The sequence below is a fragment of the Mycobacterium sp. 050134 genome (genome assembly GCF_036409085.1).
GTDB lineage: Bacteria > Actinomycetota > Actinomycetes > Mycobacteriales > Mycobacteriaceae > Mycobacterium.
Genome location: NZ_JAZGLV010000001.1, coordinates 253,783 through 268,802 on the forward strand (window position 1 = coordinate 253,783; position 15,020 = coordinate 268,802).

Consider the following 15,020-nt stretch of genomic DNA (forward strand, 5'->3'; position numbering starts at 1 on the left):
GTGCCAACCCGCCTCGAGCCTTCGCTCACCAAGCGCCGCGCAGTCGATCTGTGCCGCATTGCGGGTTGTTGTTGTTGCTGCTGTAGCTGCTGAGCAGCCACGCCTTTCTGCGTCGCGCTCGTAGCAGCCTCGGAGTCCCCGGTGGCGTGCCCCCACCCCTTTCCGCGCAACAGGCATCTTCAAGGAGCAATCACATGCCCAACAGCAACACCACCACAACTGACCCGGGCCTCGTCGACGTCCGCGGGCCGCGGTTCGCCGCGTGGATCACGACCGCCGTGCTCGTGCTCGCGCTCATCGTCTCGGCAGTCAGTCCGCCGGTGTCCGCGGCCATTCTCGGTGTCCAGGCGGTGATCTTCGCCGTCGGCGCCGTCGGCGGTCCGCGCCGTCACCCGTACGGCCGGCTCTTCGCCGTCCTCGTCGCACCGCGGTTGGGGCCGGTCCGGGAGCGCGAGCCCGTGCCGCCCCTGAAATTCGCCCAGCTCGTCGGCCTGGTCTTTGCGGTGGTTGCCGCGGCCGGGTTCGCTTCGGGTGCCTTCCTGGTGGGCGTCATCGCCGCGGCGGCCGCCCTGGTGGCCGCGTTCCTGAATGCCGCCTTCGCCATCTGCCTGGGCTGCCAGATCTACCCCCTGGTCGCCCGCCTGCGCCGCGGCCCCCAACCCGCATAGACCCGCCGACCCGCGGCTTTAGAAGTGATCGAAAGGACTCTCACCATGGCTCGCTCCGACGTCCTGGTCTCCCCCGACTGGGCTGAGAGCAATCTCGACGCCGCCAACGTCGTCTTCGTCGAGGTCGACGAAGACACCAGCATCTACGACGTCGGGCACATCCCCGGCGCGATCAAGCTGGACTGGCGTGACGATCTTCAGGACCCGATCAGGCGCGATTTCGTCGACGCTCAGCAATTCTCGAAACTGCTGAGCGAACGCGGCATCTCCAACGACGACACCGTCGTCCTCTACGGCGGCAACAACAACTGGTTCGCGGCCTACGCGTACTGGTATTTCAAGATCTACGGCCACTCGCAGGTAAAGCTGCTGGACGGCGGACGCAAGAAATGGGAACTCGACGGCCGGCCCCTGACCAGCGACACCGTTACCCGGCCCGCGACCTCCTACACGGCGGCCGCCCCCGACAACACCATCCGGGCGTTTCGCGACGAGGTGATCGCGGCGATCAACGTCAAGAACCTGGTGGACGTCCGTTCCCCCGACGAGTTCTCCGGCAAGATCCTGGCGCCGGCACACCTGCCCCAGGAGCAGAGCCAACGGCCGGGCCACATCCCGGGGGCGATCAACGTCCCGTGGAGCAGGGCCGCGAACGAGGACGGCACCTTCAAGTCCGACGAGGAGCTCGCGAAGCTGTACGCCGCCGCCGGTCTGGACGATTCGAAGGAGACCATCGCGTACTGCCGCATCGGGGAGCGCTCGTCGCACACCTGGTTCGTGCTGCGCGAACTGCTCGGGCATCGGAATGTCAAGAACTACGACGGTAGTTGGACGGAATACGGCTCCCTGGTGGGCGCCCCGATCGAGTTGGGAAGCTGATATGTGCTCTGGACCCAAGCAAGGACTGACGTTGCCGGCCAGCGTTGACCTCGAGAAGGAAACGGTGATCACCGGGCGCGTCGTGGACAGCGACGGCCAAACGGTGGGTGGGGCGTTCGTGCGCTTGCTGGACTCGTCGGACGAGTTCACCGCCGAGGTCGTCGCATCCGCGACCGGTGAGTTCCGCTTTTTCGCCGCGCCGGGATCGTGGACGCTGCGCGCCCTGTCGCGGATCGGCAACGGCGACGCCGTCGTGACTCCGGCCGGCGCCGGCATCCACGAGGTGGACGTCAAGGTCGCCTGACCGACCGGGATGTGCCCGGAGCCCCGCGGGACGAATAGACTCGTTGCCGTGGTGCTCTTCTTCGAGATCATGCTGGTCGCGTCCGTCGTGGTGATTTCCTGGTTCGCGCTGTACACGCTGTACCGGCTCATCACCGACGAATCGTGACGGCCGGCGAGGACCCCGACGGATCGGTGAACCCGCCCGGCTCGGGCGACCGTGCGGTGGCCGCCGCCGCCGAACGCGCCAAGGTGACCGCGGCCCGCAACATTCCGTCCTTCGACGATCTGCCGGTTCCGGCGGACACCGCGAACCTGCGCGAGGGCGCCAACCTCCACGACGCCCTGCTGGCCCTGCTGCCGCTGGTCGGTGTGTGGCGCGGGGAGGGCGAGGGCCGCGCGCACGACGGTGACTACCGGTTCGGCCAGCAGATCGTGGTGTCACACGACGGCGGCGACTACCTGAATTGGGAAGCGCGGTCCTGGCGGCTCGACGACGAGGGCCAGTACCACCAGCCGGGATTGCGTGAGACGGGGTTTTGGCGCTTCGTCAACGACCCCGACGATCCCACCGAATCCCAGGCCATCGAGCTGTTGTTGGCACACTCGGCCGGCTACGTCGAATTGTTCTACGGACGGCCGCGCAACCAGTCGTCATGGGAATTGGTGACCGACGCGCTGGCCCGCAGCCGGTCGGGCGTGCTGGTCGGTGGCGCCAAGCGGCTCTACGGCATCGTCGATGGCGGCGACCTTGCCTACGTCGAGGAACGGGTCGACGCCGACGGCGGCCTGGTACCGCACCTGTCGGCGCGGTTGTCGCGGTTCGCGGGATAGGCCCCGCTCCCCCTTTCTGCGTGTACTGTTTCGTCGTCCGAGCAGCCGAGTTCCGCGCCGTCGCAGAAAGGTAGGTCGGCGGATGGGTCGCACGAGGACGCCCTCGGCCGCCCCGCGCTGGGTGGCAACCGGGACCAGCCTGCTCCTCGTCGCGTACCTGGCCGCGCTTGCGCTGCGGCCCGCCCTCATCGATGGGCTGCCGAGATGGCTCGCGTGGTTCGGCCGTCCGGGATCGATGCCCACCCTCGCGGTCGTGGTGACCGTGATCGTCGTCGCGTGTCTGCTGACGTTCAGATCCGACAGGAGTCACCGCATGGTGGGGGTTTCCTTCACCGTGATTGCTGTGCTCATCAGCATGAGCGCCGTGCTGGGCATGACCTCGTATTGGGGCTGCCACGACGTCAACCACCCGGCCTTCTTCACCCCGCTGATGGCGACGGCACAACTGGTCAAGGGCAGCACCAGCGACTTCTCGATTGGCGGCCGCACCTGCCCCGCCCCCACCCCGGTCGGGCTCGAACTCGCCCGGATCGCCGCGCTGGCGGCCATCTTCACCGGTCTGGGCGGTGTGGTGGTGGGCGTCTTCCGCTCCCAGGTGGACCGCCTGCGGGCCAACCTCGCCGACTCCGTCACCGTCATCGTCGGGATCGACGACGACACCCAGTCCCTGATCAGCGGGGTCGCGCGCACCCTCGACCGCCGCAGCACCTTGGTCGTCATCACCGGCGCGGGCGACGACCGCGTGCAACGGGCGCGCAGGCAAGGTGCCCGGGTGGTGCTGGTGGACTTCGACAATCCGGAGACGCTGGTGTCGCTGCGGCTGTGGCGCCACCTGTCCCGGCTGTATCTCATGGCGCCCGACCCGGCGATCAACCTGTTGTGGCTGGATCAGATCAGTCGGCGGCTCGCCGAGGTCGGACACAAGCGGCGGCTGCCTCTCATCGTCCGGATGGACGACCCCTGGCTCGCCGAAGCCTGGCGCGCCCAGCAGTTCGGCGGCTCCGACACCCGGTGGGCCGCCGACGTGGTCGGCAAGTACGAGGTGACCGCGGCCCGGCTGCTCGACGGCATCGTCGCGGCGGGGCAGGTCAAGCGGGTGTTCGTTTGTGGCACCTCGCAATTGACGCTCGCTCTGTGCGCCGACCTGACCCGCCGCGCGCTGGAACGCGACTTCTACACCCCGCCCGGGGCCGTCCCGCTGCCGGCGCTCACCCTCGTCGAGAAGGACGCCGACGAGTACCTGCGCGACCACGAGTTCTACCGGCAGCAAGCGGGATTCATATCCGAGGGGCCGACCATCGACGCGATCGGCGAGCCGCCGACGATACGGGGCCTGCTCAAGCTGATCGGTGATGGTGACCCGGCCACCAGCGCGGTGATCCTGGTCGACGCCCACAGCGCGACGACCGGCACTCGGCTGGCCGCCCGCTTCCCCGAGATGTTGGTGTATGTCTCGGACCTCAATACGAATCTCGCCGACGACTCGATTCAGGTCGTCGGCATGCTGCAGTCCTACTCCCTGGTGCTCGACACCCGTGAGGGGCAGGTCCAGGACACCTGGGAGCGCGCCGCACGGCTCATCCACGAGCGGTATGTGTCGACGATCGCCGCCGCCGCCCCGCGGACGCCGGCCACCCAGCCCTGGGCCAAGCTCGGCGAGTTCTATCGCGGCTCGAATCGGCGCCAGGTGCGCAACGCCCTGTGGATGGTGGAGCAGATCGCGGGACACACCTGGAACACCTGGGGCAGCCCGCCGCCGCAGTTGTCCGGGCACCACATGGCGGGGCTGCCACCGCTGGAGCAGCTTGCGCAGATGGGCTTCGACCGGCGCTCCGCGATGAGCATGGCCCAGGCTGAACACGAGGACTGGTGCCGCTATTACCGCCGCAACGGCTGGAAATACGGTTCACCACGCGACGACTCACGCAAGATCCATGACAAGCTGGTCGACTGGTCGGTGGTGCAGAGCACCCCCGACATGCTCAACGCCGCGGTGCGCAGCCTGGCGGGCACGCTGTGGAGCCTGCGCCAGCTCGGCTTCCGGTCTCGCCCACTCTGGCGTTCGTTCACCCGGGTGGGAACGGTCACCGCGGAACGAAAAACCGGACCGTGGACGTGGACGTCGGATTCGGGGCACACGATGCGCGCCGGCGCCGGCGACTGGGCGGTGCACGAAAACGGCAAAGTCTGGTCGGTGCGCGACGACATCTTCCGCGAGACGTACGAGCCCGCGGGCGACGGGCACTGGCGAAGGAAGGGCAGGGTCCAGGCGCGACCCGCCCAGCCCGGCGAGACCGTCAACACCCTGGAGGGCCCCGCGGCGGCGGCCGACGGCGACTGGATCGTGCGCGGGCAGCAAGGCGAGCAATGGCCGGTCCCCAAAGACGAATTCGCGCTCCGCTACGCCGAATACGTGCCGCCCGCGGAAGTGGGCGTTCTCGGTGGCGGCGAATCAAATCCGCAGGCCGATGGGCCTGGACACTGATACGGTATCGGCGCATGTCCAATAGCCGCATGCAGGGTTTCGCCCCGCTCGTTCGCTCCCGCTCAACCTAGGAGACTGCGATGCCGCTGTTCATCAGCTACTCAAGCCAGGACAGGTCGACGGTCGACGCGTTGACGACCGCTCTTCGGCGCGCGCAACAGCAGGTGTGGTTCGACCAGGAGCTCGGCGGCGGCGAGTCCTGGTGGAACAAGATTCTCGAGCAGATCCGATCGTGCGACGTGTTCATCGTCGCGCTCTCGAACAACTGGCTGCAGTCCAAGCCGAGCCAGGCCGAGCTGCGCTACGCCAGGGCGCTGAACCGACCGATCCTGCCCGTGCAGATCGGCGACATCGACAGCATGCGGGTGAATCCCCTTGCCACGTTGCAGATCATCGACTACCGGGATCCGACCGTGGATGCCGGCATTCAGTTGGTCACGGCGGTTCACGCGCTGCAAAGCACGCCCGTGCCGCTGCCGGATCCGCTGCCCGATGAGCCGGCGGTGCCGTTCGGCTACATCACGCGGATGGGCAACACCCTTTCCGAGAAAGAACTCAGCCCCCAGCAGCAGACCCAATTGCTGATCGAGCTCCGCACCGGGTTCGACGAGGACGGTGACGACCCGAGCGCCCGGGGCGACATCGCCCAACTGCTACGGATGCTGCGCCTGCGGCACGACGTCACCTACCGGACCCGAACCGAAATCGACAACGTGCTCGCCGAAATCGAGGCCAGGGACCGGTCGGCGGAGGGCACGCCGGCGCCGGAGGATGCGGCCACCCAGCGCGTCACGGCACCCTCGCCCGCTCCCCCCGCTTCGGCGGCCGCCGCCCAGCCCGCGGCAAGCGGCGCGGCGACGAAGAGGTCGAACAAGCGCCTGCTCGTCATCGGCGGGGCCGCGGCGGCCGTCATGGCCGCGATCGCGGTAGTCGCCGTGGTGGCCACCCAGGGCGGCAACAGCAAGCCGGCCCCGAAGGCCAGCCCGGGTCAGACGCCCAGTGCCACCGCTTCGGCGAACCCCACCAAGCCCGACTCCTACCTGCTCGGCGCGCAGGAGATCGGCACGATCGTCGGTGACCCGAACATGATCGTCTCGGACAAGGTCGACCAGTTGCGCACGACCCGGGGCACGCTGTCCCTCCCCGACTGCATCGGCGCGTACGAACCGATCGAGGACAGCGCGTACTCCGGCGCCACGGGGTTCGTCGGGGCTCGGGGGCAGGCCGTGCACTCGCCCGGGGAGAACCAGGCGCGCCGGGCGTTCGAGTCGGTGGTGACCTTCGCTTCGGCCGACAATGCCCGCGCCTTCGTCGATGCGTCGGCGGAGAAGTGGAAAGCCTGTGCGGGGCAGGCGGTCACGATGGCGGTCAACGGCAAGACGTATGCCTACACGTTCGGTCAGGTGACGGGCGTCGCGCCCAGGATCGCGCAGGAGCGAGTTCCTTCGGACGGGGGCGACCGGGTTTGCCATCACGTGCTGCACGCCGCGTCCGAGGTGGTGATCGACGTGTTGCTGTGCGGGGTGGACGTCGCGCCCGGTGAGGCCGGCCGGATCGCCGAGCAGATAGCCGGCCGGGTCGCGCAGCAATAGCTCCGTTCCGTCCGGGTCGTGACATGGGTCGGCCCCCGAGCAAAGCTCCTGGTTGGACAGACCGGAAGCTCGGGGGCCGGGTGACTGCGGGGAATTCGCCAGCGCAATTGGCCGGTTCATCCGAGTCACTGCTGCTAGCGCGCAGCCACCTCACATGTCCATGAAGCTAACAATTCGCGGACCACCTCCTTCCCTGTGTACGGCCGACCGTACCCGTAATTGGGCGAGGCGACAACACAATTCAGCGCTTAGCGATCACAGACGACAGCCGAGTCGACCAGTTGTGCGAAATCACCAGCCAGCGGCGAGGGTGGTAGCCGCCGCCCGTCGAGCGTGTGCACACGAGCGGCCAGGGTCATGCTCGACACCAGCCAGATCCCTTGGGCCCCATGCAGGTCCGAGACGCGGAGCGCGCGGTAGTCGCAGTCGTAGCCCTTGGAACGCGCCACCTCGAACAGCGCCTGCTGGGTGGTGCCCCGCAGGATCGGGTACCACGGGGGCGGCGTCACCAGGCACCGGTCGCCACCGCCGGGCTCCGGTTCGGTGGCGACCACCACCGTCGATCGCGGGCCCTCCAGCACATAGCCGTCCGAGCTGACGAAGATGACGTCGCCCGCGCCCTGGCTGTCGGCGTGACGGAGCGCCGCCATGTTGATCGCGTAGGACAGCGTCTTGGCGCCGGAGAGCAGCCACGGCATCGCGTCGGCACCGGCGGCGGACAACCCGCGGGCCAGCGTGATCGCCGCGATCCCGTCGCGCCGCACCGCCGTCACCCGGTCAGGGACGGCGGTGACCATCACGTAGGCGGTCGGCGCCGAGCCGCCCTCGCGGCCACGGCTGTAGATGAGCCGCATCGCGCCTTCGCCGGTGGTGTGATCGGCCCATCGCCGGGCGGCCACGCCGATCGCTTGCCGCCAGCTTTCGCGATCCGGGGCGGCCAGATCCATCGCTTTGGCCGACTGGGCCAACCGCTGCAGGTGCGATTCCACCAGGCAGGCCGCGCCGTCGCGGACGAGCAGCGTCTCGAAGACGCCGTCGCCCCGAACGACAGCGAGGTCGTCGGCGTGCAGCAGGGGCACATCCGGCGGATGCGCCTTGCCGTCCAGGGTGACGATCACGCCCATCTCACCGGCCATGAAATGGCAGCCTAATCGCGGGTCCGGAAGGCGCGGTGCCGGCTCGGCAGTCGACGCGACAGCGTCAGGGGCGGTTCATCATCCCCGGCCCCATCATTCCGGGACCCATCATGTCGCAGCCCATCATTCCCCGCATCGCCGCCGGCATGCCGTCGCGCACGAATCCGGACACCTCTTGCGCGTGCGCACGGATCACGTCGGTCAGTGCGGGATCGTCGGAGGTCTCCTCGGTGATCACGCCGTCCGGCGTCAGGGTCATGACGCGGCGGTAACCGCCGGCCCGTCGGAACAGCGTGGGCAGGCTGGCGCTCGCACACATGACCTCAGTGCGCTGGTCGAGTCGCGCATACATGCTCGAGACGTGGGCTTGCAGTTGGGCCACCAGGTCGGGTGCGCTCGACCGGGTGGTCGTGCGCACCCCGCCGGGAATGTCGTCGACGCTGCGGGTGATCTCCGTGTGCCGCCGGAACATCTCGGCGTAACGCATCATGTCCGCGTGGCCGACGCCCATGCAGCCGTCATGATCGGCCAGCCGCACGTCCGGGATCGGCCACTTCATGACCCCACGGAGGAGGTAGCCGAAGACGGCGGCCCCGGAGCCGGCACCGAGCGCGACCAGGGCGGCCCGCCGCGTCAAAGCCCCCATGGCGGCCCCTTCCGTCTCGACGCCGGACGCGCATCGACACGGGCCCAGCATCCGCCACCGCCCACGTTACCCCCACCCAGGGTGGGGTGGGGGTAACGCGCCACTACACTGGCGAGGTGCTGGTCGCGGCCGTCGCGAGGGCACGGGAGGGGCTGGGCGATGGCGCACGAGCTGACCGAAAAGAAGCGCGCCGCCCTCAATCGGTTGAAGACAGTGCGGGGCCATCTGGACGGGATCATCCGGATGCTCGAGGCGGACGCTTACTGCGTCGACGTCATGAAGCAGATTTCCGCGGTGCAGTCGGCGCTCGAGCGAACGAACCGGGTGGTGCTGCACAACCATCTGGAAACCTGCTTCTCGGAGGCTGTCATCGGCGGCCGAGGGCAGTCCGCGATCGACGAACTCGTGACGGCGCTCAAGTTCAGCCCCGCCCTGACCGGTCCGGACGCGCGCCTCGATGGCGACAGGGGCGCGGACCTCGGTGCCGCCGCCCGAACGCGGGGGTTTGCCGTCAATCCCGGCGGGGCGACGGATCCGTAGAGTTGAGCTGTGAGCGCCGTACCAGCACCCGATCCCGGACCCGACGCCGGCGCCGTATGGCACTACGGCGATCCCCTGGGTGAGCAGCGCGCTGCCGAAACCGCGGCGGTGGTGGTGGATCGCTCGCACCGCGGGGTCATCACGCTGACCGGCAAGGATCGCCAGACGTGGTTGCACAGCATCTCCAGCCAACACGTCAGCGAGCTGCCCGACGGCGCCAGCACGCAGAATCTCAGCCTCGACGGGCAGGGCCGGGTCGAGGACCACTGGATCCAAACCGAACTGGGCGGTACCACGTACCTCGACACCGAACCGTGGCGCGCCGCACCGCTGCTGGAGTATCTGCGCAAGATGGTGTTTTGGTCCGAGGTGACGCCGTCCGCCGCCGACATGGCGGTGCTGTCGCTCCTGGGCCCCCGGCTCGCCGACGATGCAGTGCTCGGCGCGCTCGGCCTCGAGGCTCTGCCCACACAGCCGACCGCGGTTCCGTTGCCCGGCGGCGGCTTTGCGCGGCGGATGCCGGGCGGCCCGGTCGGCCAGATCGAATTGGACCTGGTGCTTCCGCGCGCCGAGGCGGCGGGATGGTGGAGCCGCTTGACGGCGGCCGGCCTGCGACCGGCCGGCGTGTGGGCCTACGAGGCCCACCGGGTGGCCGCGCTGCGCCCCCGGCTGGGTGTCGACACCGACGAACGCACGATCCCGCACGAAGTCGGTTGGATCGGCGGCCCCGGCGAGGGGGCCGTCCACCTCGATAAGGGCTGCTACCGCGGTCAGGAGACCGTCGCGCGGGTGCACAACCTCGGTCGGCCGCCCCGGATGCTGGTGATGCTCCATCTGGACGGCTCGGTGGAGCGACCGTCGACCGGAGACGCCGTCCTGGCCGGCGGCCGCGTCATCGGGCGGCTGGGTACGGTGGTCGACCACGTGGACCTCGGGCCGGTGGCGCTCGCCCTCGTCAAACGCGGCCTGCCCGCGGACACCACCCTGACGACCGGTCCCGAAGGCTCGGTGGCCGCGGCGATCGACGCCGATTCGCTGCCACCCGCCGAAGGGGTGGGAGCCGGGCGGTTGGCCGTTGAACGGTTGCGGGGCGGTGCGAGATAATCGTCGATGACGTCCGCCACAGCGGGCAGGGGGCACGACGTCCGGCCGTGAGGCACGGTAAACTGTCGACAGGACAATAACGACACCAGGAGATCGGAGCCGCCTACTTGTTAGGCCGCTCCGTTATTGCGCGAGGGGGTTCCCCCATGGGCCGCGGCCGGGCTAAGGCGAAGCAGACCAAGGTTGCGAGAGAACTCAAATACAGTTCCCCGCAAACCGACTTTCAGCGGCTACAGCGCGAGCTGTCGGGAACGAGCGCCGACGACTCCAGCGAGCTGGAGGAGGACGGGCTCGACGAATCCTGGGCCGAGCGGGACGACTGGCGCCGCTGAGACCGTCGCTACTGTGCCGATGACGTAGTCATCGGCACAGTCTTTGTCACCAGCCCCTTTAGAACCGCGGGTGCTGCCCGACCAGTTTCGCCCGCGGGCCTTCCTTCCCGCCCTTGCAGACGGTTCCCAGCACCCAGCAATCCAGATGCCGCGCGGTCAGTATGGCCAACGCGCGATCGGTGTCCTCCGGCGCGACGACGGCGACCATACCGACGCCCATGTTGAACGTCTTCTCCATCTCCTCGCGCGTGACCCGGCCGCGCTGAGCGATCATCGCGAACACCGGTGCGGGCGTCCACGTGCCGCGGTCCACCTCGGCGACCAGCCCTTGCGGGATGACGCGCTGCAGGTTGCCCGCGAGGCCACCCCCGGTTACGTGGCAGAACGTGCGCACATGGGTTTCGGCGGCCAGCGCGAGGCAGTCTTTAGCGTAGATCCGGGTGGGTTCCAGCAGCTCCTCGCCGAGCGTGCGCCCGAACTCCTCCACGTATCCGGCCAGGTTCATCCGGTCGATCTCCAGCAGGACCGTGCGGGCCAGCGAGTACCCGTTGGAATGCAGGCCAGAAGAGCCGAGACCGATGATGACGTCGCCGGGTTTGACCCGGTCGGGACCCAGCACATCGTCGGCCTCGACGACACCGATGCCGGTGGCCGAGATGTCGTAGTGGTCCGGCTCCATCAGGCCCGGGTGTTCGGCCGTCTCACCGCCCAGCAGCGCGCAGCCGGCGCGCACGCATCCCTCGGCGATGCCGGAGACGATCGCGCTCAGCCGTTCCGGCACCGTACGGCCCACGGCGATGTAGTCCTGCAGGAACAGCGGCTCGGCGCCGCACACGACCAGGTCGTCGACGACCATGGCGACCAGGTCCAGGCCGACGGTGTCGTGCTTGTCCATCGCCTGGGCCACCGCCAGCTTGGTGCCGACGCCATCGGTGGACGCCGCCAAGAGCGGCTCGCGATAGTCACCCCGCAACGCGAACAGGCCCGCGAATCCGCCGAGCCCCCCGCGCACCTCGGGGCGGGTCGCTTTCGTGGCCAGGGGTTTGAACAGTTCGACGGCGCGGTCACCAGCTTCGATGTCCACCCCGGCCGACGCGTAGGTAATGCCCTGACTGCCCGGCTCACGTCCGGGGCTTTTTCCGGGATCCGTCATCGCGATAAAGGCTACCGGTCGGCCCCGACCGCCGGTATCGAGCGTCCTCGGCGGCTGGGCACAGGCTTCCGGTCAGTGCACAACCGGCACTTCGTCTTGCGCGAGATCCTCGAGCTCGACGCCCCGGGCGGCGTTGGCGAGCATCTGCTCGACAACGTTTTTGCCCAGCGCGGTCTCGCCGGGCAGTTCGATCGGGTACCTGCCGTCGAAGCAGGCGGCGCAGAGCCGTGACGCGGGTTGCTCCGAGGCGGCCACCAGGCCGCGCAGCGAGATGTAACCCAGGGTGTCCGCTCCGATGGCGTGCCGCACCGCCTCGAGCATCTCTTCTTTGTCTTCGACGGCGTTGGCGATCAGCTCCGCCGGCGACGGGAAGTCGATGCCGTAGAAACACGGCCATTTCACCGGCGGCGAGGCGATCCGGACGTGCACTTCGACGGCGCCGGCCTCGCGCAGCATCCGCAGCAGCGCACGCTGGGTGTTGCCGCGCACGATCGAGTCGTCCACGACGATGAGCCGCTTACCTCGGATCACCTCGCGCAGTGGGTTGAGCTTGAGCCGGATGCCGAGCTGCCGGATGGTCTGTGACGGCTGGATGAAGGTGCGTCCGACGTACGCGTTCTTCATCAGGCCCTGCCCGTACGGGATTCCGGACTCCTGCGCGTACCCGACCGCGGCGGGGGTGCCGGATTCCGGCACCCCGATGACCAGGTCGGCGTCGACGGGGCATTCGCGAGCCAACCGGCGACCGATCTCGACCCGGGTGCCGTGCACCGACCGGCCGGCGATCGTGCTGTCAGGACGCGCCAGGTAGACGTACTCGAAGACGCAGCCCTTGGGCGTGGGGTTGGCGAACCGCGTGGAGCGCACACCGTCGGCGTCAATCGCCAGCAGTTCGCCCGGCTCGATGTCGCGGACGAAGGACGCGCCGACGATGTCCAGCGCGGCGGTCTCCGAGGCGACCACCCACCCGCGGTCGAGGCGTCCGAGCGAGAGTGGCCGCACGCCATGGGGGTCGCGTGCGGCATACAGTGTGTTCTCGTCCATGAAGGTCAGGCAGAACGCGCCACGCACGGTCGGTAGCAGTTCCAGCGCGGACTGTTCGAGGGTGGAGTCGGCGGCGCCGTGGGCGAGCAGGGCGCCCAGGATGTCGGAGTCCGTCGTCGCCGGGGCGGGGCAGCGCCGGGCGATCAGCCCGGCGTCACGCGCGCGGGCCGCGAGTTCGGCGGTGTTGACGAGATTTCCGTTGTGTCCCAGCGCCACCCCGGTACCCGCGGCGGTGTTGCGGAATACCGGCTGAGCGTTCTCCCAGGTGGTGTCGCCCGTGGTGGAATAGCGGCAGTGGCCGATGGCGACGTGGCCGTGCATCGCGGCAAGGGTCTGCTCATCGAAGACCTGGCTGACCAAACCCAGGTCCTTGAAGACCAGCACCTGCGATCCGTCGGCGACGGCGATGCCGGCCGCCTCCTGCCCGCGGTGCTGCAGCGCGTACAAGCCGTAGTAAGTGAGCTTGGCGACTTCCTCGCCCGGCGCCCAGACCCCGAATACACCGCATTCTTCACGGGGTGAGTTCAGGTCCTGCTCGGGTGCTTCTGGTCCTGAGACGGTCACGATGCGGCGGCTCCCTGGGGAACGATTGGTGACGCAACAGAGTCTACGGGCACGGTGCGCAGCACGCGCAACTGACAGCGCGTGTTGGGCGGCAAAAATTCCCCGCCCCGGGCTAAACGTGCACTTCAGGGTTACATTCAGCCGATATCGAACAGTGGCAACCAGTGGTCAATCTCACCGGCCCGCGCGCCCGAAAGGGTGAGCGCACCGGCGGTTTTCGCCTCCGCAACCGACGACATCCCGGTGACCAGCAGCAGCCACGTTCGCGGATCGGTTTCGACCACGTTGGGCGGGGTGCCGCGGGTGTGCCGCGGCCCCGCGATGCATTGCACCGCGACGAACGGCGGGACACGGACTTCGACGCTGGCGCCGGGAGCCTCCGCAGCCAGCGTGCGCGCGGTCAGGCGCACCGCGGTCGCCAGGCTTCCCCGGTCGGGCGCCGGGTGGGATCCGTCGCGCAACCAGTCCGCGACAGTCAACACGGCCTCTCGCGTCTTCGCCGGATCGGCTCTGTCACGGGCGGCCATACCCTAGGGTCTCAAAAGCATGGAGCGCCGTCGCTCGAGGCCGCCGCCCCACTACAAGACCATCGGCCTCGTGACACTCCTGATCACGGGGCTGGTCGGGGTCGTCCTCTATCTCCAGTTTCGCGGGGAGTTCGCGCCGAGCACGAAGCTGACCATGGTCGCTGCCCGCGCCGGCCTGGTGATGGACCCCGGCTCGAAGGTCACCTTTAACGGAGTACAGATCGGCCGGGTGTCGGCCATCTCGGAGATCACCCGCGATGGCAAGCCCGCCGCCCAGCTGGTCCTGGACGTCACCCCCAAGTACGTCCACCTGATTCCGGCCAACGTGGCGGCCGCCGTCAAGGCCACCACCGTGTTCGGGAACAAATACGTCGCGTTGACCTCCCCGAGCGAACCGGCGGCCCAGCCGATCACGCCCGCCGCGGTCATCGACGCGACGTCGGTGACGACCGAGTTCAACACGCTGTTCGAAACGCTGACCGAGATCACGGGAAAGGTCGACCCCGTCAAGGTGAACCTCACCCTCAGCGGGGCGGCGCAGGCGCTCGCCGGGCTGGGCGACGAGTTCGGCGCCTCGCTGGTCAACGGCGACGCGATCCTCGACGACGTCAACCCACGACTGCCCCGCCTCCGCGGCGACGTCCGACTGCTCGCCACCCTGGGGGACACCTATGCCGACGCGGCACCGGACCTCTGGGACGCCCTGGCGAACGCCGTGACCACGGCGCGCACCTTGCACCGGCAAGAGCGCGACCTCGACGGGGCCTTGCTGGCCGCGGCCGGGTTGGGCAACACCGGCGCGGAAACGGTCGGCCGGGGCGGACCCTATCTCGCGCGCGGGGCCGCAGACCTGGTCAGCACCAGCCGACTTCTCGACGAGTACAGCCCCGAGATCTTCTGCACCATCCGCAACTTTCACGACGTCGCCCCCAAGATCTCCGCTGACCTGGGCAACAACGGGTTCTCGCTGGGAGCACGCTCGTCGGGCGCCATCGCCGGGGCGCCCAATCCCTACGTCTACCCGGAGAATCTGCCGCGGACCAACGCCCACGGAGGGCCCGGTGGGCGACCGGGATGTTGGCAGACCATCACACGGGAACTTTGGCCGGCGCCGCTGCTGGTGATGGACACCGGCATCAGCATCGCCCCGTACAACCACTTCGAACTCGGTTCACCGCTGGTCGTCGACTACGTGTGGGGGCGCCAGGTGGGTGACTACACCATCAATCCCTGA

16 protein-coding genes are annotated in these 15,020 nt (G+C 68.8%); 11 read left to right on the forward strand and 5 right to left on the reverse strand.

All coding sequences use genetic code 11. The features are described from left to right. From SKC42_RS27650 to SKC42_RS01340, 7 genes are all read left to right on the forward strand, one after another. The gene (locus SKC42_RS27650) at positions 1 to 93 is read left to right on the forward strand and encodes an Ms5788A family Cys-rich leader peptide (RefSeq protein ID WP_442931930.1); all 93 of its coding nucleotides are present in this window, start codon (positions 1 to 3) and stop codon (positions 91 to 93) included. Positions 94 to 194: 101 nt separating this feature from the next. After that, complete coding sequence (locus SKC42_RS01315) at positions 195 to 668, forward strand: DUF4395 domain-containing protein (protein ID WP_330962509.1); 474 nt, start codon at positions 195 to 197, stop codon at positions 666 to 668. A 45-nt stretch (positions 669 to 713) separates the two neighbouring features. Then, on the forward strand, positions 714 to 1,547 hold the full coding sequence (locus SKC42_RS01320; RefSeq protein WP_330962510.1) for a sulfurtransferase: 834 nt from the start codon (positions 714 to 716) through the stop codon (positions 1,545 to 1,547). 1 nt (position 1,548) lies between these two features. After that, positions 1,549 to 1,851 (forward strand): DUF1416 domain-containing protein, encoded by a 303-nt coding sequence (locus SKC42_RS01325; protein ID WP_330962511.1) that lies wholly within the window; start codon positions 1,549 to 1,551, stop codon positions 1,849 to 1,851. Between the two features lie 140 nt (positions 1,852 to 1,991). Next, positions 1,992 to 2,663 carry an FABP family protein gene (locus SKC42_RS01330; protein WP_330962642.1) on the forward strand — a complete coding sequence of 224 codons (672 nt, stop codon included), beginning with the start codon at positions 1,992 to 1,994 and terminating at the stop codon, positions 2,661 to 2,663. 82 nt (positions 2,664 to 2,745) lie between these two features. Continuing rightward, positions 2,746 to 5,148 carry a hypothetical protein gene (locus SKC42_RS01335; RefSeq protein WP_330962512.1) on the forward strand — a complete coding sequence of 801 codons (2,403 nt, stop codon included), beginning with the start codon at positions 2,746 to 2,748 and terminating at the stop codon, positions 5,146 to 5,148. Between the two features lie 80 nt (positions 5,149 to 5,228). After that, the gene (locus SKC42_RS01340) at positions 5,229 to 6,740 is read left to right on the forward strand and encodes a sensor domain-containing protein (RefSeq protein WP_330962513.1); all 1,512 of its coding nucleotides are present in this window, start codon (positions 5,229 to 5,231) and stop codon (positions 6,738 to 6,740) included. A gap of 248 nt (positions 6,741 to 6,988) precedes the next feature. Here SKC42_RS01340 and SKC42_RS01345 read toward each other — a convergent pair whose 3' ends face one another. Beyond that, a complete protein-coding gene (locus SKC42_RS01345) occupies positions 6,989 to 7,858 on the reverse strand; it encodes an aminodeoxychorismate lyase (RefSeq protein WP_330962643.1) in 870 nt (289 codons plus the stop codon). Between the two features lie 82 nt (positions 7,859 to 7,940). Continuing rightward, entirely contained in the window at positions 7,941 to 8,522 is a 582-nt protein-coding gene (locus SKC42_RS01350; RefSeq protein ID WP_330962514.1) for a hypothetical protein, read from the reverse strand. A 159-nt stretch (positions 8,523 to 8,681) separates the two neighbouring features. Here SKC42_RS01350 and SKC42_RS01355 point away from each other — a divergent pair, with 159 nt between their 5' ends. From SKC42_RS01355 to SKC42_RS01365, 3 genes are all read left to right on the forward strand, one after another. After that, entirely contained in the window at positions 8,682 to 9,062 is a 381-nt protein-coding gene (locus SKC42_RS01355; protein WP_330962515.1) for a metal-sensitive transcriptional regulator, read from the forward strand. 9 nt (positions 9,063 to 9,071) lie between these two features. After that, the gene (gene ygfZ, locus SKC42_RS01360; protein ID WP_330962516.1) at positions 9,072 to 10,166 is read left to right on the forward strand and encodes a CAF17-like 4Fe-4S cluster assembly/insertion protein YgfZ; all 1,095 of its coding nucleotides are present in this window, start codon (positions 9,072 to 9,074) and stop codon (positions 10,164 to 10,166) included. Positions 10,167 to 10,312: 146 nt separating this feature from the next. Further along, a complete protein-coding gene (locus tag SKC42_RS01365; protein ID WP_330962517.1) occupies positions 10,313 to 10,498 on the forward strand; it encodes a DUF3073 domain-containing protein in 186 nt (61 codons plus the stop codon). Between the two features lie 58 nt (positions 10,499 to 10,556). Here the strand turns inward: SKC42_RS01365 and purM are convergent, their stop codons facing one another. The 3 genes from purM to SKC42_RS01380 form a co-directional block, all read right to left on the reverse strand. Next, positions 10,557 to 11,651, reverse strand: a complete 1,095-nt coding sequence (purM, locus tag SKC42_RS01370; protein ID WP_330962518.1) for a phosphoribosylformylglycinamidine cyclo-ligase — start codon at positions 11,649 to 11,651, stop codon at positions 10,557 to 10,559. Positions 11,652 to 11,723: 72 nt separating this feature from the next. Continuing rightward, positions 11,724 to 13,259, reverse strand: coding sequence for an amidophosphoribosyltransferase (gene purF, locus SKC42_RS01375; RefSeq protein WP_330962519.1), 1,536 nt, complete (start codon positions 13,257 to 13,259; stop codon positions 11,724 to 11,726). A gap of 137 nt (positions 13,260 to 13,396) precedes the next feature. Continuing rightward, positions 13,397 to 13,786: a sterol carrier family protein gene (locus tag SKC42_RS01380; protein WP_330962520.1), complete on the reverse strand. Its 390-nt coding sequence runs from the start codon at positions 13,784 to 13,786 to the stop codon at positions 13,397 to 13,399. A 19-nt stretch (positions 13,787 to 13,805) separates the two neighbouring features. Between SKC42_RS01380 and SKC42_RS01385 the strand changes: the two genes are divergently transcribed. After that, positions 13,806 to 15,020 carry an MCE family protein gene (locus SKC42_RS01385; RefSeq protein WP_330962521.1) on the forward strand — a complete coding sequence of 405 codons (1,215 nt, stop codon included), beginning with the start codon at positions 13,806 to 13,808 and terminating at the stop codon, positions 15,018 to 15,020.